Here is a 25,073-nt window from a genome sequence, read left to right as displayed (position 1 = left end):
GGCCGAGTCGTCCGGCACTCCGGCTGTGTCGCGGACTAGGATGGTGGCCGTGACTGACTACCGACAGTGTTCCAGGCCCGGCTGCGGCAACCGTGCGATCGCCACCCTGCGTTACAACTATGCCGCCCGCACGGCGACCGTCAACCCCCTGGAGCCCGGAGACGATCCGCACAGCTGGGACCTGTGTGACCGTCACCTCTCCAGGTTGACCGTGCCCGAAGGATGGGGGCTGCAACGTACGGAGGATCCGTCCCCGGAGGTTTCTGTCCCGGTGGCCGCGTTCACCGGTCCCGGCACCGACATCGGTGATATCCGGGACATCGGCGACATCGGCGACGATGACTTCACCGACGAGGAGATGCAGGCCCTCGCCGCGGCACTGGAGGACGGAGTCGGCGGTGTCAGTGACACAGACCCGCTCACGTCGGCGAAGAGACGGCCGGTGTCCCGGGTCGTCCGTCGCACCGACATCCCGCAACCGTCCGGCCATCACCCCTCACGGCGGAATCTGCCGGGACGAGCCCCGCAGCGCCATCTGCGCGCAGTGCACTACGACGGCGAATGATCCAAACAGAACACCAGGAGAGTTGACATGACACAGCGCGACCGGGAGGCCATCGCCTCCGTCATCAAGGCCTACGACGTCCGCGGCGTCGTGGGTGACGGCATCGACGCCGACCTCGTCCGGGACACCGGGGCCGCTTTCGGACTGCTCATGAGAGGAGAAGGGGCGGCCCGTGTCGTCATCGGACACGATATGCGCGACAGCTCCCCGGGCCTGTCCGACGCCTTCGCCGAAGGCGTCCGCAGTCAGGGCCTCGACACGGTCTCCCTCGGCCTGACCTCCACTGACGAGCTCTACTTCGCCTCAGGGACCATGGACTGCCCGGGTGCGATGTTCACCGCATCCCACAATCCCGCCCGCTACAACGGCATCAAGCTGTGCCGCTCCGGTGCCCGCCCGGTCGGACAGGAGACCGGTCTGGCGGAGATCTCCGACATGCTGGTCGACGGCGTGCCGTCCTACGACGGTACCGCCGGGACCGGCACGAACCGTGACGTCCTCACCGACTACGCCGCCTTCCTCCACGACCTGGTGCCGTTGGACATCCGGCCGCTCACCGTCGCCGTCGACGCAGGCAACGGTATGGGCGGACTCACTGTTCCGGCGGTGCTCGGTGAGGGCTCCGGCCTGCCGTTGACGATCCGCGACCTCTACTTCGAGCTGGACGGGACCTTCCCGAACCACGAAGCCAACCCCCTGGCCCCGGAGAACCTCGTCGACCTGCAGAAGTACACGGTCGCCCAGGGCGCGGATCTCGGTATCGCCTTCGACGGTGACGCCGACCGCTGCTTCATCGTCGATGAGCAGGGTGACCCTGTCTCCCCGTCCGCGATCTGCGGCATCATCGCCGAGCGCTACCTGGACCAGCACCCCGGCGCCACGATCATCCACAACCTGATCACCTCCAAGGCCGTCCCCGAGATCGTGCGGGAGCACGGCGGAACCCCCGTGCGTACCCGGGTCGGACACTCGTTCATCAAGGCCCAGATGGCCGAGGAGAACGCGGTGTTCGGTGGGGAGCACTCCGCCCACTACTACTTCTCCGACTTCTTCAACGCCGATTCCGGCATGCTCGCCGCGCTCCACGTCCTGGCCACCCTCGGCGGCCAGGAACGTCCGCTCTCGGAACTCAAGCAGGCCTACGACCGCTATGAGGCGTCCGGGGAGGTCAACTCGGAAGTCGCCGACCAGCAGGGGCGTACCGCTGCCGTCGTCGAGGCGTTCGCGGACGAGACCGTGGGCACCGACGAGCTCGACGGGGTGACCGTGGAACTGTCGGACGGTGCGTGGTTCAACGTCCGTGCGTCCAACACCGAGCCGCTGCTCCGTCTGAACGTCGAGGCTGCGGACGGGGCACGGGTCAGGGAGGTCCTCGACAAGGCACTGGCGGTGATCCGTGCCTGAGACGACGTCGAATGAGGTCCGTTCCGTTGCCGGTGGAATCGACCGGTCCGGTGTTTCGCTCATGGAGGGGTGCCTGAGGCCGTACCCCTGGGGTTCCAGGACGGCCCTGGCGGAACTCACCGGCCGGCCGTCACCGACGTCGCACCCGGAGGCTGAACTGTGGTTCGGGGCCCACCCGGAGGCGCCCAGCACGTTGCCCCAGGACGGGACCGACCTGCTGGAACGGATCTCGGCGGATCCGCGTGGCGAGTTGGGTGACTCGGCGCCGGACGGCCGACTTCCGTTCCTGCTGAAGCTGCTCGCCGCAGACCAGGCGCTCAGCCTGCAGGCGCATCCGACGAAAGAACAGGCGGCGGAGGGGTTCGCACGGGAGAACGCCGCCGGGCTTCCGGCAGGTTCGCCCATGCGCAACTACAAAGACGACAACCACAAACCGGAACTGCTTGTCGCCCTCACCCGCTTCGAGGCGCTTGCGGGGTTCCGGCCGGTGGAGGACACCCGGAGTCTGCTCCAGGCGTTGGACGTGCCGGAGCTGGGCCGTTACACCGAGCTCCTGAACGGTGCGGTGGGCGATTCCGAGGGGCTCCGTGCGCTGGTGACGACGTGGATATCACTGCCGTCGCACCGCAGGCACGAACTGATCGACGCGGTCCTGGACGCCTGCAGGACGTTGACCGGACAGCCGGAGCCCGCGACGGAGCACTGGATGCGTGGTCCCGCCAAGGCTGCCCTGGATCTGTCGGAGCAGCACCCGGGGGATGCAGGGATCCTGGTTTCCCTGCTGCTCAACCACGTCGTCCTGGAACCGGGGCAGGCCCTGTTCCTCTCCGCAGGCAACCTCCACGCCTACCTTCACGGGACCGGTGTGGAGGTCATGGCGAACTCGGACAACGTGTTGCGCGGCGGGCTCACCACCAAGCACGTGGATGTCCCGGAGCTGATGAAGGTCGTGGAGTTCACGCCCACCCCTGATCCTGTGCAGCTGCCCAGGGAGGACGGGGTTTTCCCCACCCCGGTGCCTGAGTTCCGGTTGCGGTCCGTCGAGGACGGGCAGGCAGTCAGTGTCGACGGGCCGGCCATCGTGCTCGGTGTGCAGGGTGAGGTTGTGGTCGCGGGCACCGGGGGGGACGATCTCCGTCTGTCCCCGGGACAGGCGGCCTGGGTACCAGCCTCAGCGAGGGGGGTCACCGCCAGCGGGCACGGGCACTTCTTCATCGCCACGGTGGGCTGACAGAGAGCGCTGCTTTCTGCCTCTCCGGTCGGCTACCGGTCAGGGGGTGGGGCCGGTGGTGTCCGTCACCGCATCGTCCGGGTCATTCGGGCTGTCCGGTGTGCCGGTGGTGCCGTTGTCGCCCGGTGTGCGTTCCCCGGTGGGGCGTCCGGGGTTGTCCGACGCTGAGGGAGCCGCAGACTCGGATGGCTCTGTCGGCTCTGTCGGCTCGGCAGGGTTGGTGGACTCGACCGGTTCCGAGGGGTCGGTCGACTCCGGCGCCCCGGTGTCTTCCGGCGTATCGTCGCTGTCTGACCCGTCATTTCCGGGGAGTGACGGCATCCCTGGGATGGAGGGCAGGAGATCGGTGAGCGAGGGACGCTCCGGTGAACTGCCACCGTTGTCGCTCTCGCCGGTGGTGTTTTCGGCGGAGTTCCCGCTGCCTGTATCGCTGTCGGCCCCGTTCGCCGCGGAATCGCCCGCGTCATCCCGGGCAGTGTCCTCGTTCTCGGCCGGGTACTGGCCGGGGGTGACGAACTGGTCGCCGCTCCATGCGTTCGGCGGTGCGTACTGATCTGCGGTCAAGGGCGTGACGTGGTCATTCCGTGAGTCGGAGGAACGCACAGGGGCCCTGCCGTCAGAATCCGATCCGTCAGAGTCCGGTGACGTCGCCCCCGTTGACCGCTGATCTCCGTCGGAGTTCGCCGTCGAGCTCTCCTCGGACGACGGCAGTGAACCGCCGGCGGCGGCCTCCTCAACCGGGACCGGTCCGTCGTCGTGGCTGGGTGAGACGTTCTGCCATGTGACGACGCCGACGATGGTGGCGGCGGCGAAGCCGGCGACCACAAAGGAGCCGAGGACCCGGTTGGTCCGGGATGCGCGGGCAGCCTCGGCGCGGAGCAGTGACTCGTGGTGCTCGGTGGAGCTGTCGTCGACGGCCGGGGGATTGTCCGTCGGCCGTTCGGGTTCCAGTTCGTAGTCCACGGTGACCCTCCTTTCGTCTGAGGTCGTCGACCGGGTAAATGTCACGGTTAGATCACGATCTGTAGCAAGCCTATCATCCATATCCAACGTGGTGGAAGACCCGAACGTTACTGAATTTTATGGGAACCTGCGGTTGCCGTGGGGTTTTGGTGGACATGTCAATGATGTCCACCGCGGGGCAGACGTTCCCTGGGTGGCGTCGCGGAAGGGTAGATTCGGCGACGTATTGAAATCAAACCGTGATCTTTGCCGGGGTGCCGGCCGGTCGCCGGGGGAGCAGGGGAGACGTGTCGGTGGAGTGCCGACTATTCTCAGGTGGACGACACGAGCATGAGAGGGAACGACATGAGTACCTGGGATGAAACCGTCTTCGCGGACGACACCAACACTGATTTCCTGGCCGACTGCGACGATCTGGAAGGTGCGGCACTCGTGGGGGCGTTGCAGGACGCCTGCACGCTTGCACAGGACTCCGACGCCGGAGATGAGGGAAGGGCCGTGGACCCCGACTACATCAACGGTCTGTGCGCGGCGACGGTGGCCGCCATCTGGTCCGGAGCCCCGTTCACCTCCGCCACGGTGGCAGATGAGCACCCGTTCATCCGCGAGGGGATCGGACAGTGTCCGGATACCCTGCAGGAGGCTGCGCTGGCGCTGCTGGACGCCGAGCTCGAGGCCGCCGGCGACGAGGCGCCTGACGGGTTGGAGACCGCGGTGGAAGCCCTGAGCTGATTCGGGGTGAGCAGGTCCACCCCTCCGTGAGCGTCTCCGCAGTGTCGGGGGATAGGGTTGACACGACGTCAGCAGAGTCATCATCGTCCCCTGAAGCTTGAGGAGTATCACCCCATGGCAGATTTCGTCGCACCGTCCGTCGACATCCACGACGGCGCCGGTGCCAACGGCACCCCCCTGCAGTACAAGGTCCGGGACCTGTCCCTTGCGGAAGCTGGACGTCACCAGATCCGTCTCGCCGAGTACGAGATGCCCGGCCTGATGGAGTTGCGTCGTGAATACGCCGACGAGCAGCCGCTGGCGGGGGCGCGGATCGCCGGGTCGATCCATATGACGGTGCAGACCGCCGTCCTGATCGAAACCCTCACGGCCCTCGGCGCGGAAGTGCGCTGGGCCTCCTGCAACATCTTCTCCACCCAGGACGAGGCTGCGGCTGCGGTCGTCGTCGGCGCCGGAACCCCGGAGGATCCCCAGGGGGTGCCGGTCTTCGCCTGGAAGGGTGAGACCCTCGACGAGTACTGGTGGTGCTTGGAGCAGATCTTCGACTGGGGCGACACCCGTCCGAACATGATCCTGGACGACGGCGGCGATGCCACCATGGCGGTCATCACCGGCAGTGAGTTCGAGGGCAACGGTATCGTCCCGGAGCCTTCGGCCGAGGACTCCGACGAGTACCAGGCATTCCTCGGGATGCTGGGACGCGTCTTCAGCCGGGACGACAGCCGGTGGACCGAGGCAGGCAAGGCAGTCAAGGGCGTCACCGAGGAGACCACCACCGGAGTCCACCGTCTCTACCACTTCGCCGAGCAGGGCACCCTGCCGTTCCCGGCGATGAACGTCAACGACGCGGTGACCAAGTCCAAGTTCGACAACCGTTACGGCACCCGCCACAGCCTCCTGGACGGCATCAACCGTGCCACGGACATGCTCGTCGGCGGTAAGGCCGTCCTCGTCTGCGGTTACGGGGACGTCGGCAAGGGCGTCGCCGAGGCATTCAAGGGCCAGGGCGCACGAGTGAAGGTCACCGAGGCCGATCCGATCAACGCCCTGCAGGCGCTGATGGACGGTTACCCCGTCGTGACCGTCGACAACGCCATCGGTGAGGCGGACATCGTCATCACCTCGACGGGCAACCTGGGCATCATCACCTTCGACCAGATGCGCAAGATGAAGAACCACGCGCTGCTCGGCAACATCGGCCACTTCGACAACGAGATCGACATGGCGGCGCTCCTGCACCGTGAGGATGTCGCCCGCACCACCATCAAGCCCCAGGTCGACGAGTTCACCTTCCCCCGCACCGACGGCGACGACAGCGACGTCGTCAGCATCGTCGTGCTTTCCGAGGGACGGCTGCTGAACCTCGGCAACGCCACCGGTCACCCCAGCTTCGTGATGTCGAACTCCTTCGCCGACCAGACCATCGCCCAGATCGAGCTGTTCACCAACGGTGACCAGTACGGCAACGAGGTCTACCGTCTGCCGAAGATCCTCGACGAGAAGGTCGCCAGGATCCACGTGGAGGCCCTGGGCGGGGAGCTCACCACGTTGACCAAGGAACAGGCGGAGTACATCGGCGTGGACGTCGAGGGTCCCTTCAAGCCCGAGCACTACCGGTACTGATGATCATCGCGTTCGAGGGGATCGACGGTGCCGGCAAGAATACCTGCGTGAGTGCGTTGGAAGCCGAGCTGCTGTCCCGGGAGATCCCGGTGGCCCGGCTGGCCTTCCCGCGGTACGAGCAGTCGGTGCACGCGCAGCTCGCGTCCGCCGCACTGCACGGGGAGATGGGTGATCTCGTCGACTCCGTCCACGGTATGGCCACGTTGTTCGCGCTCGACCGCGCGGAAGTCGCCGCTGACCTCGCAGACTTCGACGCCGACGGATATGTGGTGCTGCTCGACCGTTATGTCGCGTCCAATGCGGCCTACTCGGCGGCACGTCTGGGCGTCACCGACCGGGAGGTTCCCACCAGCGAGATCGTCCGGTGGGTCGAGGAGCTCGAGTTCACGAGCCTGGGGACGCCCGTGCCGGACGTCCAGATCCTGGTTGACGTCCCGGATGACGTGGCGTCCGGACGCGTGGCGGAACGGGCGGAGCACGACGCGTCCCGTGCCGCCGACGCATATGAGCGTGACGGTGGTCTCCAGGCACGGACCCTGGAGGCGTACCGCTCGCTGGCTGCGGCGCAATGGCGGTCGCCGTGGTGGACACTGGACAATTCCGGTGAACCCGCGGACGTGGAGGCGGCGGTCAGTGATCTGGTCGATGCCGTGATCGCCGACTCCGGGGACGACGGATAGCGATCTTCACGGGGAGGTCCTACCGCTTACCGGAAACGTTTGTGACAGACTGAACCCCATGGCAGAGAAAGTTCTCGTCGTCGACGACGACCCCGCAATCTCGGAGATGCTGACCATCGTCCTGCAGGGCGAAGGTTTCGACACGGTCGTCGTAGGGGACGGGCCGCAGGCCGTGGAGGCCGCGGAACGCGAGAACCCCGACCTCATCCTCCTGGACCTCATGCTTCCGGGCATGAGCGGTATCGACGTGTGCCGTGCGGTGCGTGAGTTCTCCACGGTCCCCATCGTGATGCTCACCGCCAAGACGGACACCGTGGACGTGGTCCTCGGTCTGGAGACGGGTGCGGACGACTACGTGCCGAAACCCTTCAAACCAAAGGAACTCGTGGCCCGGGTACGGGCGCGACTGCGGCGGACACCGGAGGACGTGCCGGAGTCGGTGAAGGTCTCCGACCTCACGATCGACTTCGGTGGACACCAGGTCACCCGCAAGGGACAGCCGATCTCCCTGACCCCCATCGAATTCGAGCTGCTCACCACCCTCGCGTCCCGCCCACGCCAGGTGTTCTCGCGCGAAGAACTCCTCGAGCGGGTGTGGGGTTACCGTAAATCCAGCGACACCCGCCTGGTCAACGTGCACATCCAGCGTCTGCGGTCGAAGGTGGAGAAGGACCCGGACAACCCGACCATTATCCAGACCGTCCGCGGGGTCGGTTACAAGACCGGGGAGTAGGACGGACAACGACCCATGGCATCGAGGTCAGGGGACGAACCACAGGACGAGACGGGCACCGGCGCCGGGAGGCGCCACGGTGGCCGTCTCGGTCGCCCTGCGCTCCCGGTGGTCAGGGACGGCGACCGCCGGCGCAACCGCAGTCAGAACGGCCGGGTGGGGGACACGGAGAGCGACCCGCGTCGGGCGCCCCGGGGAGAGCTGGGGGACATCGGTTTTCTCGACGGTCTCAGGATCTTTCTCCGGCGGCCGGTCCGGTTCGCCCGGAAGTTCTCCGAGAAGCTCGCCCAGCGGTGGCGGACGTCGATCCAGCTGCGGGTCATCGGCAGTGTCTTCGCGTCCTCGCTGCTGGTGATCATGGCCCTCGGTTTCGTGTTGACCAGCTTCGTCGGTCAGCAGCTGCTCGACGCCAAGTACAACGCCGCCACCGACGAGATCGACCGGGCCCGCGGCATCGTCGAGGAGCAGATCCGCAACACCGATTCCGCAACATCGCCGCAGATGCGTATCAACAACGCCCGGGCGGCACTGAGCGACCGCACCGCAGAGTCGGAACAGGGGTCGACGGGCACGGTGTACGAGCCGGTGATCATCGCTTCCGACCTGACCGGCGGGGACATCTCCAGTCCTGAGACGAATCCCGTCCCGGATTCTCTGCGCGACTTCGTCCGACAGGGTCAGGTCTCGGTGCAGTACACCACCGTGGACGCCGCCAGCGGCGCCTACAAGGCCCTGATCATCGGGTCGCCGGTCGAATCGGACATCCAGGGCCTCGAGCTCTACCTGGTCATGCCGCTGGACAACGAAGAGTCCACGATGGCTCTCATGCGTGGTCTGCTACTGGCGGGGGCCGTGGTGCTGATGGTGCTGCTCGTCGTCATTGCGTGGGTGTTCTCCCAGCAGCTCACTGTGCCGGTGCGCACCGCGTCGCGGATCGCCGAGCGTTTCGCGGCCGGGCACATGCGTGAACGGATGGCGGTGGACGGTCAGGACGAGGTCGCCCGGCTGGCCATCAGTTTCAACGAGATGGCGGAGAACCTCTCCTACCAGATCCGGCAGTTGGAGGAGTTCGGTTCGCTGCAGCAGCAGTTCACCTCCGATGTGTCCCACGAACTTCGGACGCCACTGACCACGGTACGGATGGCCGCGGACCTGATCCACGCCAACTCCGAGGACCTTGATCCGGTGACCCGCCGTGCCTCCGAGTTGATGAACGCCGAGCTCGACCGCTTCGAGATGCTGCTCGGCGACCTGCTGGAGATCTCCCGGCACGATGCCGGTGTCGCGAACCTGTCGCGGGAACTGATCGACGTCCGCGGTGTGGTGAAGTCCACCATGGGACAGCTACGCGCCCTGGCGGAGGAGGTCGGCTGTGAGATCCAGCTCGACCTTCCGGATGAGCCGGTCATGGAGGAGGTCGACTCCCGACGGGTCGAACGAATCCTGCGTAATCTCCTGGCCAACGCCATCGACCACAGTGAGAGTCGACCTGTGCGGGTCACGATGCGGCGCGGTGCGGAATCGTTGGCGGTGACCGTGGTCGACCATGGCATGGGTCTGAAGCCGGGGGAGGCGGACCTGGTGTTCAACCGTTTCTGGCGTTCGGACCCGTCGCGGGAACGCAAGACCGGTGGCACCGGGTTGGGACTGGCCATCGCCAAGGAGGACGCCCAGTTGCACGGTGGCCGACTCGAGGCGACCGGTGAACCGGGGCTCGGGGCGTGTTTCCGTCTGACCCTGCCCCGCAAGCCGGGGCAGGAGGTGCGTACCTCACCGTTGCCACTGGAGGTCGACCGTGCGGAAGGGGCGGAGGTCCTCGAGCTGACCGGGCCGTCCGGGCCCTCCGGGCACGGGGACGGCACGGGCGAGGCGTCGGCTGGTTCCGCTGATGTCGTGGACGGGCAGCAGGAGACGCCCCGGTGGACGTGCCTGCGGAGGCGGCGTCGGACGGTCTGTCGGTCGCGACGTCCGAGGCCGAGTCCGCCGCGGACACCGTCTACACCTCGGAGGGCGTCGACGGCGGCGAGACCGGTGATTCCGCCGACGGGGTCGTCGCCGACGGACCGGACGGCACGGAAGACGGCACGGCGGACGACATGGATGACGACGCCGGGGACGATGCGGTACCGGATGAGACTGTCGACCGCTTCGACTCGGTCGATGTCACGGCTGGTTCCGTGGAAACCTTCGGGGTCGACCTCAGTGCCTTTGAGGGGTTGACTGAGGAGGAGCTGCGCACTGCTCTCCAGGAGGCGGAGGACATGGATTCGGCGTTCGATATGGACGGCGACCGAGATGGTGAGGAGGGTGACGATGACAAGAGGTGACGGTGTGCGTCAGGTCGGGGCTCTGCTCACGGCGGCGGTGATGACAGGGGGACTCGTCGCCTGCACCACGCTTCCCGGGGAGTCGACCCCCGAGGCAGTCTCGTCCTATGTCTCCGCCCCGGACGCCGGCAACCTGCCGACCCCGTCTGAGGGGCAACCGCCGGACCTTCTCCTGCGGGATTTCTACCTGGCGTCCACCCACCAGGCCAATAACCGTCAGGCGGCCAAGGAGTTCCTGACGAATTCTGCGGCGGATGAGTGGCAGGACAGTGTCTCGACCCTGATCCTGGACCGGCTCGACCTCAACGCCACCGGCGGGGCTTCGGGGGACGAAGTGACCTATGTCGTGCGCGGCACCGTCGTCGGGCGTCTCGGCACCGGTGGTGTCTACCAGCCGGAGAGCAGTCCCTACGAGGAGGAGGTCACGCTGGAGAGGGGGAGAGCGGATGGCGCATCACCGACCTCCCCGACGGGGTGATCATGGACCGCAGCGATTTCGTGAGCGCCTACCAGGCTCATGACCTCTACTTCCTGGACCCGACCAAGCGGTTCCTCGTCCCGGACCGGCGGTGGATCTACAACCGTCAGGACAACATCGGTTTCTCACTGGTCTCCCTGTTGGCCGGCGGCCCACGCAATCAGCTTCAGGACGCCGTGGAGACCGAGTTCCCCTCCGGTAACGGTATTCAGGCCGCGGTCGAGGAGGACGGGACGTTCACCGTGGACATCACCGGTATCGCCGACCTGTCGGTGGATGACCGTGAGGTGCTGGCTGGACAACTTGTATGGACCCTGGCCATGTCCGATGTCCGGGGGCCGTACCGGATCCTCGCGGACGGCGCGTCCATCACCGACAACGGGCGGGAGGACTGGACGCTGGCGGACGTCTCCGATCTCGATCCGCAGAAGACCTCCGATGAACCGTTGAGGGCGTTGCGTGACGGTGCGCTGGTCGAGGTCGAGGGTGACTCCGGGGTGACGCTGTCCGGGTGGACGTCGTCTGGGCAACTCGAGTCCGCCGCGTCAGCCGGGGCCGCCGGTGGCGAGGACGGCAGGATCGCCGCCGTCTCGGGTCGGGGTGACGGCGAACGCTCCCTGCTGGTCGGGGACGTCGGTGGGGACCCCGTCACCGCACTGACTGCACGTTCCCTGTCCCGTCCGTCCTGGAGCGGGGATGCACAGAACCTCTACGTCGTCGCTGACGGCAGGAGGGTCCACCGGCTCGAACCCACCGGCTCAGGCATCCAGATGGACGAGTCCACGGTGGACACCTCGGCTCTGAACAGCCTCGACATCGACGATCCCAGGATCAGTGTGTTCACGGTGTCGAGGGACGGGACGAGAGCCGCGATGCTGATCAACGGCAGACTGTTCATCAGTGTCCTGCAGCGTGACGGTGACGGCGGAGGCTCGATGACGATGGGTACGCCGATGGAAGTCGGTCAGCGGGTCGGCGACACCGCCTTGTCGGTCGACTGGCGTGACGACGGCACTCTGCTGGTGGGCACCCGGGCCAACGACGCGCCTGTCTGGGCGGTGACCGTCGACGGCTCGGAGGCGTCGCCGTTGTCCAGCCGGAACATCACCGCGCCGGTGGTGGCGGTGGGGTCCGCAGGGTCTGTGCAGTACATCCTCGATTCACGGGCGATGCTGCAACTGGATGACGAGGACCCCGAGGCGCGGTTCTGGCGGGAGGTCCCGGCACTCCAGGGCGCCCGGGCGGTTCCGATCCTGTCGAAGTAGGTGTAGACAGGCGACAGGGCACAAACGGGGGAAGGTGAGACGGAATGGACGGGTTTCGGGTGGGGGATCTCGCCGGTCTGGTCTGGCGCGACGACTGCGTGGCCTGCGGAACGTCGGATGCGCCACCGGCGGTGGAGGGTCTGTCGCTGTGCCGGAGTTGCGCGCGTGAACTGCGCCGGGTGCCGTCACGGGTGGCGGACACCTGGGCACCGCCGGTCTTCGCCGCAGGTATGTACGGAGGTCCGCACCGGGGTGTCGTGCTGGCGGCGAAGGAACATCGGCGTCCCGACGCCGTCCGCGTGGCAGGTGCTGTCCTGGCAGGTGCCGTGCGTCATCTCGTCACCCGGGGGATACTGGCGGACCCGAGGCTGGCTCCACTCGTCCTGCTCCCGGCCCCGACGACGAGGCGTGCCGCGAAGAACCGGGGAGGGTGCATCGTCGAGCGGTCCGCGGAGGCGGCCCGCCGGGAACTCGGTGCCGGTGTGCATGTCGTCGCGGCGGCGATCCTCGCGCCGGGGGCACGGGACTCGGTGGGTCTCGGCCGGGGCGAGCGGACGGCGAACATCGCCGCGAATCTGCGAATCGACCAGACCGAACTGCAGCGGGCAGTTCGGGTCCTCAGGGAGCCCGGGGCCACGGCCTGTCTGGTCGACGACGTCAGCACCACGGGGGCGACATTGTCGAGATTCGCCTCGGCACTCGCGGCCCGTGGGGTCGTGACCAGCGCCGGCGTAGTGATCGCGCAGGCGTGAACGCCGGTGCCGAGGTGCAGGGGGTAGATCACCGGGGGCACGACCGGACAAGCCCGCCCCCACGCCACGGGAACGTCGGTACTATCGGGAGGGAAGATGTCGCCAGCAAGTAGTCGGTGGACAATCCCGTTCACCGGTGGCAGGCGGCGCGGAGACCGGGAGGATGAGTATGACCGTCCAGAACCAGCAGGACATCACGGCAGAGGGTGCTGCTCCGGAGGCACAGGTGGAGATCACCGGCCGTAACGTGGAGATCCCCGAGCACTTCGCAGAGCGGGTGAACGCGAAGCTCGCCAAGGTCGAACGGCTCGATCCGACCCTCACGTACTTCCATGTGGAACTCCAGCACGAGCGCAATCCGCGGCGTGCAGACGAGTCCGACCGCATCCAGATCACCGCCACCGGCAAGGGCCACATCGCCCGTGCCGAAGCGAAGGAGGATTCCTTCTACGCCGCCCTGGAGGCGGCCATCGCCAAGATGGAGCGGTCCCTGCGCAAGGTGAAGGCCCGCCGTAAGATCTCCCGTTCCGGGCACCGTGCCCCGGTCTCCGTCGGCGAAGCCACCGCCGACCTCGTCCAGGAGGCCGAGCAGGAAGCCGCGGCAGAGCCCGGTCCTTTCGACGTGGACCCCTACGCCGAGCAGTTCCAGCCCGGGCGTGTCGTCCGTGAGAAGGAGCACCCGGCGACACCGATCAGCGTGGATGACGCGCTGAGTGAGATGGAGCTGGTGGGCCACGACTTCTACCTGTTCGTCAACGAGGCGACCGGTCGTCCGTCGGTGGTGTACCGTCGTCGCGCCTACGACTACGGTCTGATCGCCCTCACCGACGACGCAGAGTAGAGGTCGGTCGGGCACGTAGCGCCCGCACCGTCCGGTGGCCGACGCCCCGGGGACACCGTTCCCCGGGGCGTCGGTCGTGCCATGTGAACGGTGTTGCCGGAATCTCCTGCTGTGCAAGCCACGGTGGCGGAGGTAGACTGAAAGACTGATCTCGCATGGGTGCAGTCGTACCGGTGCAAGACTCCGAGCAAGAACGTGAGCAAGAACGCCAGCAAGAACCCACAGGTGCAACACAAGGTAAGGGACGAGTAGCACGTGCTAGGACTTTCGAAGATTCTCCGCCTCGGTGAAGGCCGCGCCGTCAAGCGACTGTCCGCGATCGCGGACCAGGTCATCGCCAAGGAGGACGAGTACTCCGCCCTCTCGGATGAGGAACTGCAGGGCAAGACCGCTGAATTCCGCGCTCGTCTCGAGAAGGGGGAGAGTCTCGACGACATCCTTCTCGAGGCTTTCGCCACGGCCCGCGAGGCATCGTGGCGCGTCTTGGGCCAGAAGCACTACAAGGTGCAGGTCATGGGCGGTGCAGCCCTGCACTGGGGGTACGTCGCCGAGATGAAGACCGGTGAGGGCAAGACCCTGACCTGTGTGCTCCCCGCCTACCTCAACGGGTTGTCGGGTAAGGGTGTCCACGTCGTCACGGTCAACGACTACCTCGCCCGGCGTGACTCGGAGTGGATGGGCCGTGTCCACCGTTTCCTCGGCCTCGACGTGGACGTCATCCTGTCCGGCAAACGTCCCGCCGACCGTCGTAAGGCCTATGCCGCCGACGTCACCTACGGGACGAACAACGAGTTCGGCTTCGACTACCTGCGTGACAACATGGCGCACTCCCTGGACGACCTGGTCCAGCGCGGGCACAACTACGCCATCGTCGACGAGGTCGACTCGATCCTCATCGATGAGGCACGTACGCCCTTGATCATCTCCGGCCCGGTGTCCGGGTCATCCCAGTGGTTCACCGCTTTCGCGCGCATCGTGCCGAAGATGACACTGGACATCCACTACGAGGTCGACCCGAAGAAGAAGACCGTGGGGGTCAAGGAGGAGGGCGTCGAGTTCGTCGAGGACCAGCTCGGTATCGACAACCTCTACTCACCGGAGCACTCCCAGCTGGTCAGCTACCTCAACAACGCCATCAAGGCCAAGGAGCTGTTCACCAGGGACAAGGACTACATCGTCCGCAAGGGTGAGGTTGTCATCGTCGACGAGTTCACCGGGCGTATCCTCGACGGACGCCGGTACAACGAGGGCATGCACCAGGCCATCGAGGCGAAGGAGGGCGTGGAGATCAAGAACGAGAACCAGACCCTCGCCACGGTGACCCTGCAGAACTACTTCCGCCTGTACGACAAGTTGGCCGGTATGACCGGTACCGCGGAGACCGAGGCCGCGGAGCTGAAGTCGATCTACAAGCTTGATGTCGCGGCGATCCCCACCAACAAGCCCAACCAGCGCCACGACAACATCGACCTGGTGTACAAGACCCAGGAGGCGAAGTTCGAGCTGTCGCCGACGACATCGCCGAGCGCGTCGAGAAGGGCCAGCCGGTGCTGGTCGGCACGACCTCTGTGGAGCGTTCCGAGTACCTGTCGAAACTCCTCCAGGCCCGCCATATCCGCCACAACGTGCTCAACGCCAAGCAGCACGAGAAGGAGGCCGAGTTCGTCGCGCAGGCGGGTCGTCTCAAGGCCGTCACCGTGGCGACGAACATGGCGGGCCGCGGTACCGACATCGTGCTCGGCGGCAACCCGGACATCATCTGCGACCTCACGTTGCGCGAGCGTGGTCTCGACCCGGTCGAGGATCCCGAGGCGTACCAGGAGGCCTGGGACGAGGAGATCGTCAAGGCCCGCAAGAAGTCGAAGGAAGAGGCCGAGAAGGTCTGCGAGGTCGGCGGTCTGTATGTGCTGGCCACGGAGCGTCACGAGTCCCGCCGCATCGACAATCAGCTGCGTGGCCGCTCGGCACGCCAGGGTGACCCGGGGGAGACCAGGTTCTACCTGTCGATGCGCGACGACCTCATGACCCGCTTCGTCGGACAGACGATGGAGAACCTGATGACCCGGCTCAACGTGCCGGACGACATGCCCATCGACTCGAAGATGGTCACCAACGCGATCAAGGGTGCGCAGTCGCAGGTGGAGAACTCCAACTTCGAGATGCGCAAGAACGTCCTGAAGTACGACGAGGTCCTCAACGAGCAGCGCAAGGTCATCTACCGCGAGCGTCGTCAGATCCTCGAGGGCGAGGACATCGCCTCCAACGTCCGCACCATGATGGACGACACCATCGCCGCCTACGTCGACGGCGCCACCGCCGAGGGGTACGTGGAGGACTGGGACCTCGACGAACTCTGGTCCGCCTTGGATTCGCTCTACGGCCCCTCGGTGACCTCCACCGAGCTGATCGACGGGACCGAGTACGGTTCCGCCGGTGAACTGACCGCTTCTCAGCTGCTGCGCGCCCTGCAGGAGGACGCCCACAAGCTCTACGACGAGCTGGAGGAGTCCGTCACCTCCGTCGGTGGTGAGGAGCAGATGCGCGGAATGGAGCGCGGAGTGGTGCTCAACGTCGTCGACCAGAAGTGGCGCGAGCATCTCTACGAGATGGACTACCTCAAGGAGGGCATCGGCCTGCGTGCCATGGCGCAGCGTGACCCGTTGGTCGAGTACCAGCGTGAAGGTGGGGACATGTTCGGCCGGATGAACGACGGCATCAAGGAGGAGACGATCCGTCAGCTCTTCCTCGTGCGTAAGCAGCTGAAGGCGAAGGAGCCGGAGCAGGCGGAGGGGCCGTTGAACGTCGACGACCCGGCCGACACCCGGACGTCTCAGGAGCAGGAACAGCAGAAGTCGGTGCCGAAGACCATCATCGGCGGCTAGAGCCGGCTCAGATCAGGGTCACCGTCTCGATACGCCACTGCCCGTCGTAGCGCGCGAGATGGCCGGCGACGGCACGGACGCGGTTACCGTGGGCGACGCTGGCGGTGAACGTCAGCCGTTCCCGGTGGGTGGGCGGCAGGTGGACGCTCAGTACCCGCGACGCGGTCTGCGGTGGGGTGGCTCCGGGTCCGGGGCGGGCGTCGCGGATCCTGCCACGCAGGTCGTCGGCCACCCGCGGTGAGAACGGGCCTTTCCGGAGGACAGACACGGGACGACGCCCGTCGAGGACCTCCAGCCAGACGCCCACGAGCATGCCGACGCGGGAACGCACGGCAGGAGCGGGCGGAACGTCGTCGGACGGAGGCGGGGCGATGCCGGTGTCCGCCAGCTGGCCCGTCCCGGCGGAGTTCTCCGCCGCCTCGACCACGGGCACCGGACGGCGGAGATAGACCAGTCCAGGCACCGCCTCGTACCGCGTCGTCACTGGTGTCGCAGGTGTCTTTTCGTCGGTGTTCCCCGGTACAGCCCCCATGCTCGACGATGATAGCGCCCAGCGTGGCACAATGTGAGATATGCGAGCATTGATTGTGGACTACTGTGGCGTCCTCGACGGAGCGGAGGAGGACCGTCGTCGTTGGCGCAAGGTCCTTACCGCGGCCAGGGACGCCGGTTATGGAACGGCGATCCTCTCGAATGATCCGGGTGGTCCGGGTGCTGACCCGATCCGTACGTGGCAGGAGGCCGGGTACGTCGACACCGTCGTGCTGTCGGGTGAGGTCGGTGTGGACAAGCCCGACCCCGAGATCTTCATGATCACCGCGGACCGGCTCGAGGTGGACGTGAGCGACTGCATCCTGGTCGATGACTCGATCCTCAACGTCAAGGGTGCGGTGGAGTCCGGGCTGATCGGCGTGTACTACCAGCAGTTCGACCGTGCGATCGTGGAGATCTCCGGGCTGCTCGGGCTGGAAGGGACCTACTAGGATGCGCGTCTTCGTCCCCGCGACCTTCGACATGCTCGGGACCCTCGCCCATGACGGGCAGATGCCGGTACGCTCCGGGATCGGCTTCGCCCTCACACCTGCACTGCGGGAGTTCTACACGGCCGGTGACGACGAGGAGATGTCGTACGCGGCATTCCTCGAGGCGGCCCGGGCGTCCCTCCGTCTGTTGGGCATCGGTGACGAGGAACGTTTCCCGCACCGGCGGGTCGTGGTCTCCGTCGACCTGGACGACGGTGCCGTCACCCCGGATCCGGACAAGGGGGAGTCCGTCGTCCGGTTGGACCCACCGGTGATCTCGGTGGACGACCTGGCCGCGATCCATGTCGATGACGAGGGGAATGAGCCCGCTACGGCGGCGGCGATCGACGCCGTCGACGCTGCCGACCTCGGCGACGAGGACGCGGAGATCACCCTCGGCGACTGCGAGGACAACCTGATGAGCTGGTATGATGCCCGCGAACTCGGGGTACTCGTGGACCTGATGTAGGTGAGCTAAGACAGGGCCCGCAGGCAAGGCCCGCACCACCGGAAAACCGGTGGTGCGGGCCTTCTGCACGTCTGGAGACGCGGTCGCGTCAGCCGTGCAGGTCGAAGCGGTCGGCTTCGGTGACCTTGGTCCAGGCGGCGACGAAGTCGGCGATGAACTTCTCTGCCGCGTCATCGCTGGCGTAGACCTCCGCCTGGGCGCGCAGCTCGGAGTTCGACGCGAAGACCAGGTCGGCCCGCGTGCCGGTCCATTTCTCTTCACCGGTCTCGCCGTCTGTGCAGCGAAACACGGTGGCATTGTCGTCGGTGGCGACCCAGTCGTTGCCGAGTTCCAGGAGGTTGACGAAGAAGTCGGTGCTGAGCACACCGGGACGGTCCGTGAGGATACCGTGGCCGGTCGAACCGTAGGTGGTTCCCAGGACGCGCAGGCCGCCGACGAGCACGGTCATCTGCGGGGCAGTGAGTCCCAGCAGGTCGGCCTTGTCGATGAGCAGGTGTTCGGCGGGGATGTCGAGGTCGGCGTTCTGGTAGTTGCGGAATCCGTCGGCCTGCGGCTCCAGGTAGGAGAATCCGTCGACGTCGGTCTGCTCCTGCGTGGCGTCCACACGCCCCGGGGTGAAGGGGACGGACACGTCGGTGCCGGCGTCGGCCGCGGCCTTCTCGATGGCGGCGTTACCCGCCAGGATGATCAGGTCGGCGAGGGACAGGTGCCGAGGGGCGTTGTTCTCGTTGAACTCGGTGCGGATCGCCTCCAGCGCCGTCAGCACCTCGGCGAGACGGGCAGGTTCGTTGGCCTCCCAGCTGCGCTGCGGCTCGAGACGGATCCGGGCGCCGTTCGCTCCACCACGGAAGTCCGTCCCACGGAAGCTTGATGCAGAGGCCCAGGCGGTCTTCACCAGCTGGCTGACGCTGAGACCGGAGTCGAGGACCGTCTTCTTGAGCGCCTCGACGTCCTGGGGCGTGACAGGGTCGCCTTCGGCGTCGGGCAGCGGATCCTGCCAGATGAGGTCCTCGGCGGGGACCTCCGGGCCCAGGTACCGTGACTTCGGTCCCATGTCGCGGTGGGTCAGCTTGAACCATGCGCGGGCGAAGGCGTCGTTGAGGGCGTTCTGGTCGTCCTTGAAGCGGCGGGAGATCTTCTCGTAGCTCGGGTCGACGCGCAGGGAGATGTCGGTGGTCAGCATGCGCGGTTCACGACGTCCCGCGGAATGCGCCATGGGGACCATGTCTGCTCCGCCACCGTCCTTCGGACGCCAGTGGAAGTGCCCGCCTTCGCCCGTGGTGAGCTCCCACTCGTAGGCGAACAGGATGTGGAAGAACTCGTTGTCCCACCGGGTGGGGTGGTAGGTCCAGGTGACCTCGAGACCGGAGGTGATCTGGTCGTCGCCCTTACCCTCGCCGTGGTGGTTCTGCCATCCCAGTCCCTGGCGATCCAGCGACGCCTCCTCGGGGTCGGGGCCGACGTTCTCCTCGTTGTCGGGTGCCGCGCCGTGGGTCTTGCCGAAGGTGTGGCCGCCGGCGATGAGTGCGACGGTTTCCTCGTCGTTCATGCCCATCCGGCCGAAGGTCTCGCGGATGTCGTGGGCGGCGGCGGCCGGGTCGGGGTTGCCTTCCGGCCCCTCCGGGTTGACGTAGATCAGGCCCATGGTCGTGGCGCCGAACGGCTTCTGCAGGTCACGGGAGGTGTCGTTGGTGCCACTGTAGCGGGCGTCCGTTCCGAGCCAGTCGGTCTCGGAGCCCCAGTAGACGTCCTCGGGCTCCCAGACGTCCTCGCGGCCACCGCTGTATCCGAAGGTCTCGAATCCCATGGACTCGAGGGCGACGTTACCTGCCAGGATCATCAGGTCACCCCACGAGAGGTTCTGTCCGTACTTCTTCTTCACGGGCCACAGGACCCGACGTGCCTTGTCCAGCCCCACATTGTCCGGCCAGCTGTTCAGCGGGGCGAAACGCTGCTGGCCGGCACCGCCACCACCACGCCCGTCGTGCGAACGGTAGGTGCCGGCCGAGTGCCAGGCCATGCGGATGATCAGGGGGCCGTAGTGGCCGAAGTCTGCCGGCCACCATGACTGCGAGGTGGTGAGGACGTCCTCGATGTCCTTCTTGACCTGGGGAAGGTCCAGCTGGCTGAATGCTTCGGCGTAGTTGAAGTCGGCCGGGGTGGGGCGGACCTCCTGGGGGTTGTGTGCCAGCAGCCGGACGTTCAGACGCTTCGGCCACCACCGCTGGTTCGCGTTACCTTCAGTGGGGAGAGGGAGCCGGGAACCCTGGCTTCGCCGCGCTCGGCCTGGGACTCCTGCGGCGCGTGGCCACCTTGCGGGGTGTGGCCGCCGCCGTGGGCGACGGGGCAGCCGGACATCGGGTCAGTCATGGATCTTCTCCTGAGTGTGGGTCTGGGTGTGAGTCGTGGAGTGGGTGTTCTCGGTGGCCGCGCAGTCGTTGCAGATGGCGCGGAACATGACCTCGGCCGAGAGCACGGTGTGCATACCGTGACCGTCAGCCGGGGTAAGGCAGGGTGCGTGGCCGACGACGCATTCGACGTCCTCGAGCCGTCCGCACACCACACACTGGATGTGGTGGTGGTTGTCCTCCCGGTTCGTCTCGAAGCGGGCTGCGCCGGCGCCGGGGAGGTCGATGCGGCGGAGGAGGCCGCGTGCGCTCAGATCGTTCACGACATTGTGGACGGACTGCATGGAGACCGTGGGGAGCTCCGCACTGATACCGGAGTGCACTTGTGCTGCGGTGCTGTGCGGATGGTCATGCAGGTACCGCAGGGAGGCCACGCGGCCCGGTGTGGCGCGGAGGCCGAGTTGTCTCACCTGCTCTGCCCAGGATGCTGTCGGATCTGTGCGCATGCCTACACGCTACATCCAGATTTTAATGCTCACAACTTTGAATAAATAAAAATAGATCGGTAATGGTTCCGGTCCTGGTCCGGGGCGCATCCTCTAAGCTCGAATCATGGCATTGTTCGGGAGGAAGCGCGCACCTGTGGGTGAGACCGTCGATGTGGCGGCTCCGTTCGTGTTCAGGGTCGGTGACGTGTTCACGATCACCGGCAGGGGGAGGGTGTTCACCGGGACGGTGGAGTCCGGTGCCGTCGCCGTGAATGCCCCGGCCACTCTGCTGGTCGGTGACCGTGCCCTGCCCGCGCAGGTCAAGCGACTGGAAACCCGGAAGCGCAGGAATCCAGTCATGCTCATCGCCGGTGACGTCGGCGCGATCGAGCTTGAGGGTGTCGACACCGACGACCTGCCGCTGCGCGTCTACGGCGGTCAGATGATCGTGGACACCAGTGCACTGACGGGGGCGGTGATCCGGTCCCGGCAGTCGTCCGACGGCTTGGGGTAGTCACATCTCCCAGTCGTTGTTACTGCGCAGCGCGCTGAGCAGGGACCGGACGGCAGTGACGCGGCGGGCGCTCGCACCGGTCAACGTGTCCAGTGCGCATTCGGGGTCGGCCGGTGGCCCGGCGTGGGTACATCCCCGTGGGCAGTCCTCGATGACGTCCCCCAGGTCCTCGAACACGCCGATCACCGTATCCGGATCCACGTGGGCCAACCCGAAGCTGCGGATACCGGGGGTGTCCACGATCCAACCGGTGTCGGTGCCTCCGGGGAGACGCAGTGCCACCGACTGGGTCGAGGTGTGACGGCCCTTGCCGACGCCGGACACCACACCGGTCTCACGGTCCGCGCCCGGCACGAGTCTGTTCACCAGGGTGGACTTCCCGACACCGGAGTGGCCGATCAGTGCGGTCAGATGCCCGGTGACCACGTCGGTCACCGGGGCGAGCACATCTTCGACGCCGCCGAGGATGACTTCGACATCCAGCGCCTCGAACTCCGCGGCGAAGGTGGCGGGGTCAGCGAGATCGGACTTGGTCAGACAGAGGACAGGCCGTAAACCTCCGACGAAGGCTGCGATGAGTGCGCGCTCCACGAAACCGGACCGCGGCGGCGGATCTGCCACTGCGGTGACGATCAGCAGCTGGTCGGCGTTGGCCACGACGATGCGTTCGTAGGGATCGGTGTCGTCCGCCGTGCGGCGCAGGACCGTGGACCGTTCCTCCAGACGGACGATGCGGGCCAACGTCCCGTCACGGCCCGACACGTCGCCGACGACGGCGACCCGGTCACCGACGACGACGGGGGTCCGCCCCAGTTCCCTGGCGCGCATGCAGATCGCCGGAGGCGCGTCCGCGGCGCTCCCGTCGATGACCACGCCCCAGCGTCCACGGTCCTTCGTGACGACCATGCCGGTCCGGGCTTCCTTGTGGTCCGGTCGGTCCTTTGTCCTCGGACGGGTCCCTTTGCCCGGACGGACCCGGATATCGGACTCGTCGTACTGCCGCCTGCCGCTGGATCGTGCCATCAGTACGCTCAGCCCTCGACCATCTGCGTCCACCGCAGGTCGAAGTCCGGCATTGTCTTGGACGTGGTGGCTATGTCCTCCACCAGGACATCCGGTGTCACCAGGCCGAGGACGGCTCCCGCGGTGGCCATCCGGTGGTCGGCGTAGGTGTGCCAGACCCCGCCCCTCAGCGGTTGCGGGTCGATGATCAGTCCGTCCTCGGTCTGGGTGACGTCGCAGCCGAGCGAGGACAGTTCGCGCTGCAGCGCGGCGAGCCGGTCGGTTTCGTGGCCACGGAGGTGGGCGATACCGGAGAGGTGGCTGCGACCGTCGGCGAGGGCGCACAGGGCGGCGACGGTGGGGGTGAGCTCGCCGACGTCGTGCAGGTCCCAGCTGATACCACGCAGGTTCCCCCCGGGGTTCCCGTTGACCTCGAGGACCCCGTTATGAGTGTAGTGTTCGACGGTCACTCCCATGTCCTGCAGGATCACCCGGAACTGGTCGCCGGGCTGGGAGGTCGTGACAGGCCAGTCGGGGATCCGGACAGTCCCCCCGGTGACGGCGGCTGCGGCGAGGAACGGTGTCGCATTCGACAGGTCCGGTTCGACGGCCCAGTGGTGGCCCTTGACGGGCCCCGGGTGCACCGTCCACCGGTTGAAACCGACGTCGACGTGCACGCCGGCGGCCCGCAGCATCTCCACGGACATCTCGACATGCGGCAGGCTGGGGATCGCCGTCCCGGTGTGGACGACGGTCACGCCCTCATCGAATCGGGCGCCGGCGAGCAGCAGCCCGGAGACGAACTGTGAGGACGCGGAGGCGTCGATGTGGACCTCGCCACCGCGTAACCCTCCGGCACCCGTGACCCGGAACGGGAGGGGGCGGTCCGGGTCACCGGACCCGGTGACGTGGGCACCCAGGGCGTCGAGGGAGTCCAGCGTGCCACCCATGGGGCGCTTCTGCGCGGCGTCGTCGGCGGTGAAGACGACCTCCCCGTCCGCCAGCGCCGCCACCGGTGGCAGGAAACGCAGCACGGTACCCGCGAGACCACATTCGAGTTCAGCCCCGTGCAGGTCACCCGAGACGACGGTGAAGGTGTCGCCGTCGACGGTGATGGAGGCTCCCATGGCACGCAGAGCATCCGCCATGAGGTCGGTGTCGCGGCTACGCAGGGCACCGTCAATGACACTCGGACCGTCCGCCAGGGCGGCGAGCACCAGGGCGCGGTTGGTGATCGACTTCGACCCGGGGACAGACACGGTCGCGGACACGGGGGAGGAGGCCACGGGAGCAGGCCACAGTTCGGCGGTCATGGGCGCCATTATCCCACGCGACGGCCCGGCGGTGGTCGAACGGAGGTAGTTTCGGTGCCATGTGCGGACGCTACGTGATGTTCAGTACCACCGAGACGATCCTCGCGACGGCGTCCCGGCTCGTCGGTGAGCAGGTCGGGGCGGTCGGTGGCGGTGGCTCGCCCGCGCCGAGCTGGAATATCGCGCCCACCCACACTGTCGCGGTCCTGAGACGTTTCGCCGGTTCAGTGACCCTGGGGCCGGCCTCCTGGGGCTATCCGGCACCGTGGCGTACCGGGACGGTACTGTTCAACGCCCGAGGGGAAACCGTGTTCGACAAGACCAGTTTCCGTGGCTCAGCTCCGTGTCTGTTCGTCATGGACGGTTGGTACGAGTGGAAGGACCGGCAGCCGTACTACGTCAGTTCCCGGGGAGACGCGGGACACGGGCCCATGGTGATCGCCGGGCTGTGTCGTCCCGGACACGGTGCGGACCGGGGGCGCCTGGAGGCCACCATGGTGACGACGGCGTCGGTGGCGCCGGTCGACTGGCTGCATGACAGGATGCCGCGGGTGCTCGGTGTCGGTTCTGCCGGCACGCAGGAGACGAACGCATGGCTCGACGGTTCAGACGACGACCGTCGGGCCCTGGCGGCGTCGTCACCGGCGGAAGACGTCCTCGGGACGCTGCTGGTCCACGAGGCTGACCGCCGGGTCGGAAATGTCGCCGTGAACTGCGCAGAACTGCTCGGCAACGCGGGAAGGTAGCAGGGTACTAGGATGGACGGGAACAAGACCGACGCTGATGGCGTTGAGTCCGACAGGGTGAACGGGAAGGAGCCCATGAACAACCCAGTGAAGCGCACCGGTGACAGCGACGAGCAACTGCTCGCACGCTTCGAGGAGGATGCGCTGCCGCTGCTGGACCAGCTCTACGGTGCGGCGTTGCGGATGACACGCAATCCCGCGGATGCCCAGGACCTGGTCCAGGACGCCTACATGAAGGCGTTTCAGGCGTTCGGCTCCTACAAACCCGGTACCAACCTGAAGGCGTGGATGTACCGCATCCTCACCAACACCTACATCAACCAGTACCGCAAGGCGCAGCGGCGTCCACGGGAGACATCGGATGAGGAGGTCACCGACTGGCAGTTGGCGGATTCGGCGTCGCACGACTCGACCGGCCTGCAGTCAGCGGAGATCGAGGCACTCCGTCGGATCCCCGACAAGCGCATCCAGGATGCGCTGATGGACCTGTCGGACGACTACCGCATGGTCGTCTACTACGCGGACGTCGAGCAGCTGCCGTACAAGGAGATCGCCGAGATCATGGACACGCCGATCGGCACGGTGATGAGTCGCCTGCACCGGGGGCGACGGCAGCTGCGCGCCAAACTCAAGGACGTCGCCGTCGAACACGGCATCGGAGCGGCGAAGCGGCCGGCAGGCAAGATCTGAGGAGT

General features: G+C 66.8%; 23 protein-coding genes and 1 pseudogene. 18 read left to right on the top strand and 6 right to left on the bottom strand.

The genetic code is table 11. From position 1 onward, the window contains the following. The first annotated feature begins 40 nt into the window (after nt 1-40). Genes BJF89_RS03445 through manA form a run of 3 tightly spaced genes read left to right on the top strand, consistent with a single transcriptional unit; the run spans nt 41 to nt 3,200 of the window. Nucleotides 41-565, top strand: a complete 525-nt coding sequence (locus tag BJF89_RS03445; RefSeq protein ID WP_075812238.1) for a DUF3499 family protein — start codon at nt 41-43, stop codon at nt 563-565. 27 nt (nt 566-592) lie between these two features. Beyond that, nucleotides 593-1,969 carry a phosphomannomutase/phosphoglucomutase gene (locus BJF89_RS03440; RefSeq protein WP_075812236.1) on the top strand — a complete coding sequence of 459 codons (1,377 nt, stop codon included), beginning with the start codon at nt 593-595 and terminating at the stop codon, nt 1,967-1,969. Next, nucleotides 1,962-3,200, top strand: a complete 1,239-nt coding sequence (gene manA, locus BJF89_RS03435; RefSeq protein WP_255372472.1) for a mannose-6-phosphate isomerase, class I — start codon at nt 1,962-1,964, stop codon at nt 3,198-3,200. The genes BJF89_RS03440 and manA overlap by 8 nt, the downstream gene beginning before the upstream one ends. A 39-nt stretch (nt 3,201-3,239) precedes the next feature. On the opposite strand, the gene BJF89_RS03430 is transcribed toward manA, so the two are convergent. Further along, nucleotides 3,240-4,163, bottom strand: coding sequence for a hypothetical protein (locus BJF89_RS03430; RefSeq protein WP_075812234.1), 924 nt, complete (start codon nt 4,161-4,163; stop codon nt 3,240-3,242). Nucleotides 4,164-4,508: 345 nt separating this feature from the next. Here BJF89_RS03430 and BJF89_RS03425 point away from each other — a divergent pair, with 345 nt between their 5' ends. From BJF89_RS03425 to secA, 10 genes and pseudogenes are all read left to right on the top strand, one after another. After that, a complete protein-coding gene (locus tag BJF89_RS03425) occupies nt 4,509-4,895 on the top strand; it encodes a DUF4259 domain-containing protein (RefSeq protein WP_075812232.1) in 387 nt (128 codons plus the stop codon). A gap of 114 nt (nt 4,896-5,009) precedes the next feature. Continuing rightward, on the top strand, nt 5,010-6,518 hold the full coding sequence (gene ahcY, locus BJF89_RS03420) for an adenosylhomocysteinase (protein WP_083650468.1): 1,509 nt from the start codon (nt 5,010-5,012) through the stop codon (nt 6,516-6,518). Next, nucleotides 6,518-7,198: a dTMP kinase gene (locus BJF89_RS03415; RefSeq protein ID WP_075812230.1), complete on the top strand. Its 681-nt coding sequence runs from the start codon at nt 6,518-6,520 to the stop codon at nt 7,196-7,198. The genes ahcY and BJF89_RS03415 overlap by 1 nt, the downstream gene beginning before the upstream one ends. Nucleotides 7,199-7,256: 58 nt before the next feature. Next, entirely contained in the window at nt 7,257-7,931 is a 675-nt protein-coding gene (mtrA, locus tag BJF89_RS03410) for an MtrAB system response regulator MtrA (RefSeq protein ID WP_075812228.1), read from the top strand. Nucleotides 7,932-7,946: 15 nt separating this feature from the next. Beyond that, a complete protein-coding gene (gene mtrB, locus BJF89_RS03405; protein ID WP_222843797.1) occupies nt 7,947-10,151 on the top strand; it encodes an MtrAB system histidine kinase MtrB in 2,205 nt (734 codons plus the stop codon). Nucleotides 10,152-10,244: 93 nt separating this feature from the next. Next, entirely contained in the window at nt 10,245-10,736 is a 492-nt protein-coding gene (locus BJF89_RS19290; RefSeq protein ID WP_255372471.1) for a hypothetical protein, read from the top strand. Nucleotides 10,737-10,738: 2 nt separating this feature from the next. Beyond that, nucleotides 10,739-12,001 carry an LpqB family beta-propeller domain-containing protein gene (locus BJF89_RS03400; protein WP_255372470.1) on the top strand — a complete coding sequence of 421 codons (1,263 nt, stop codon included), beginning with the start codon at nt 10,739-10,741 and terminating at the stop codon, nt 11,999-12,001. A 44-nt stretch (nt 12,002-12,045) separates the two neighbouring features. Beyond that, nucleotides 12,046-12,753, top strand: a complete 708-nt coding sequence (locus tag BJF89_RS03395) for a ComF family protein (protein ID WP_075812226.1) — start codon at nt 12,046-12,048, stop codon at nt 12,751-12,753. A 169-nt stretch (nt 12,754-12,922) separates the two neighbouring features. Further along, nucleotides 12,923-13,594 carry a ribosome hibernation-promoting factor, HPF/YfiA family gene (gene hpf, locus BJF89_RS03390; RefSeq protein WP_075812224.1) on the top strand — a complete coding sequence of 224 codons (672 nt, stop codon included), beginning with the start codon at nt 12,923-12,925 and terminating at the stop codon, nt 13,592-13,594. Nucleotides 13,595-13,849: 255 nt separating this feature from the next. Next, a pseudogene (gene secA / locus BJF89_RS03385) lies at nt 13,850-16,476 on the top strand (preprotein translocase subunit SecA). Nucleotides 16,477-16,483: 7 nt separating this feature from the next. On the opposite strand, the gene BJF89_RS03380 reads toward secA, so the two are convergent. After that, nucleotides 16,484-17,008 (bottom strand): Rv3235 family protein, encoded by a 525-nt coding sequence (locus BJF89_RS03380; RefSeq protein WP_139311859.1) that lies wholly within the window; start codon nt 17,006-17,008, stop codon nt 16,484-16,486. Nucleotides 17,009-17,048: 40 nt separating this feature from the next. Here BJF89_RS03380 and BJF89_RS03375 point away from each other — a divergent pair, with 40 nt between their 5' ends. Both BJF89_RS03375 and BJF89_RS03370 read left to right on the top strand, forming a co-directional pair. Beyond that, on the top strand, nt 17,049-17,459 hold the full coding sequence (locus tag BJF89_RS03375; protein ID WP_075812222.1) for an HAD family hydrolase: 411 nt from the start codon (nt 17,049-17,051) through the stop codon (nt 17,457-17,459). Between the two features lies 1 nt (nt 17,460). Further along, complete coding sequence (locus tag BJF89_RS03370; protein ID WP_075812220.1) at nt 17,461-17,967, top strand: hypothetical protein; 507 nt, start codon at nt 17,461-17,463, stop codon at nt 17,965-17,967. A gap of 88 nt (nt 17,968-18,055) precedes the next feature. Here the strand turns inward: BJF89_RS03370 and katG are convergent, their stop codons facing one another. Next, the gene (gene katG, locus BJF89_RS03365; protein ID WP_083650466.1) at nt 18,056-20,317 is read right to left on the bottom strand and encodes a catalase/peroxidase HPI; all 2,262 of its coding nucleotides are present in this window, start codon (nt 20,315-20,317) and stop codon (nt 18,056-18,058) included. 12 nt (nt 20,318-20,329) lie between these two features. Beyond that, nucleotides 20,330-20,821: a Fur family transcriptional regulator gene (locus tag BJF89_RS03360; RefSeq protein WP_075812218.1), complete on the bottom strand. Its 492-nt coding sequence runs from the start codon at nt 20,819-20,821 to the stop codon at nt 20,330-20,332. A 106-nt stretch (nt 20,822-20,927) separates the two neighbouring features. Here BJF89_RS03360 and BJF89_RS03355 point away from each other — a divergent pair, with 106 nt between their 5' ends. Continuing rightward, on the top strand, nt 20,928-21,317 hold the full coding sequence (locus tag BJF89_RS03355; protein ID WP_255372468.1) for an elongation factor Tu: 390 nt from the start codon (nt 20,928-20,930) through the stop codon (nt 21,315-21,317). Here BJF89_RS03355 and rsgA read toward each other — a convergent pair whose 3' ends face one another. Together rsgA and aroA are read right to left on the bottom strand one after the other, a co-directional pair. Further along, complete coding sequence (rsgA, locus tag BJF89_RS03350) at nt 21,318-22,340, bottom strand: ribosome small subunit-dependent GTPase A (protein WP_075812216.1); 1,023 nt, start codon at nt 22,338-22,340, stop codon at nt 21,318-21,320. Nucleotides 22,341-22,348: 8 nt separating this feature from the next. Then, nucleotides 22,349-23,632 (bottom strand): 3-phosphoshikimate 1-carboxyvinyltransferase, encoded by a 1,284-nt coding sequence (aroA, locus tag BJF89_RS03345; protein WP_075812214.1) that lies wholly within the window; start codon nt 23,630-23,632, stop codon nt 22,349-22,351. Nucleotides 23,633-23,691: 59 nt separating this feature from the next. On the opposite strand from aroA, the gene BJF89_RS03340 reads away from it, so the two are divergent. After that, complete coding sequence (locus BJF89_RS03340; protein WP_075812212.1) at nt 23,692-24,378, top strand: SOS response-associated peptidase; 687 nt, start codon at nt 23,692-23,694, stop codon at nt 24,376-24,378. A gap of 75 nt (nt 24,379-24,453) precedes the next feature. Further along, nucleotides 24,454-25,068: a sigma-70 family RNA polymerase sigma factor gene (locus tag BJF89_RS03335; protein WP_038551374.1), complete on the top strand. Its 615-nt coding sequence runs from the start codon at nt 24,454-24,456 to the stop codon at nt 25,066-25,068. Nucleotides 25,069-25,073: the final 5 nt, after the last annotated feature.

This window comes from Corynebacterium sp. CNJ-954, assembly GCF_001942345.1.
In the GTDB taxonomy this organism is placed as follows: domain Bacteria; phylum Actinomycetota; class Actinomycetes; order Mycobacteriales; family Mycobacteriaceae; genus Corynebacterium.
Note: the sequence above shows the minus strand (reverse complement) of the source record. Positions and strands in the feature narration are given on the sequence as shown.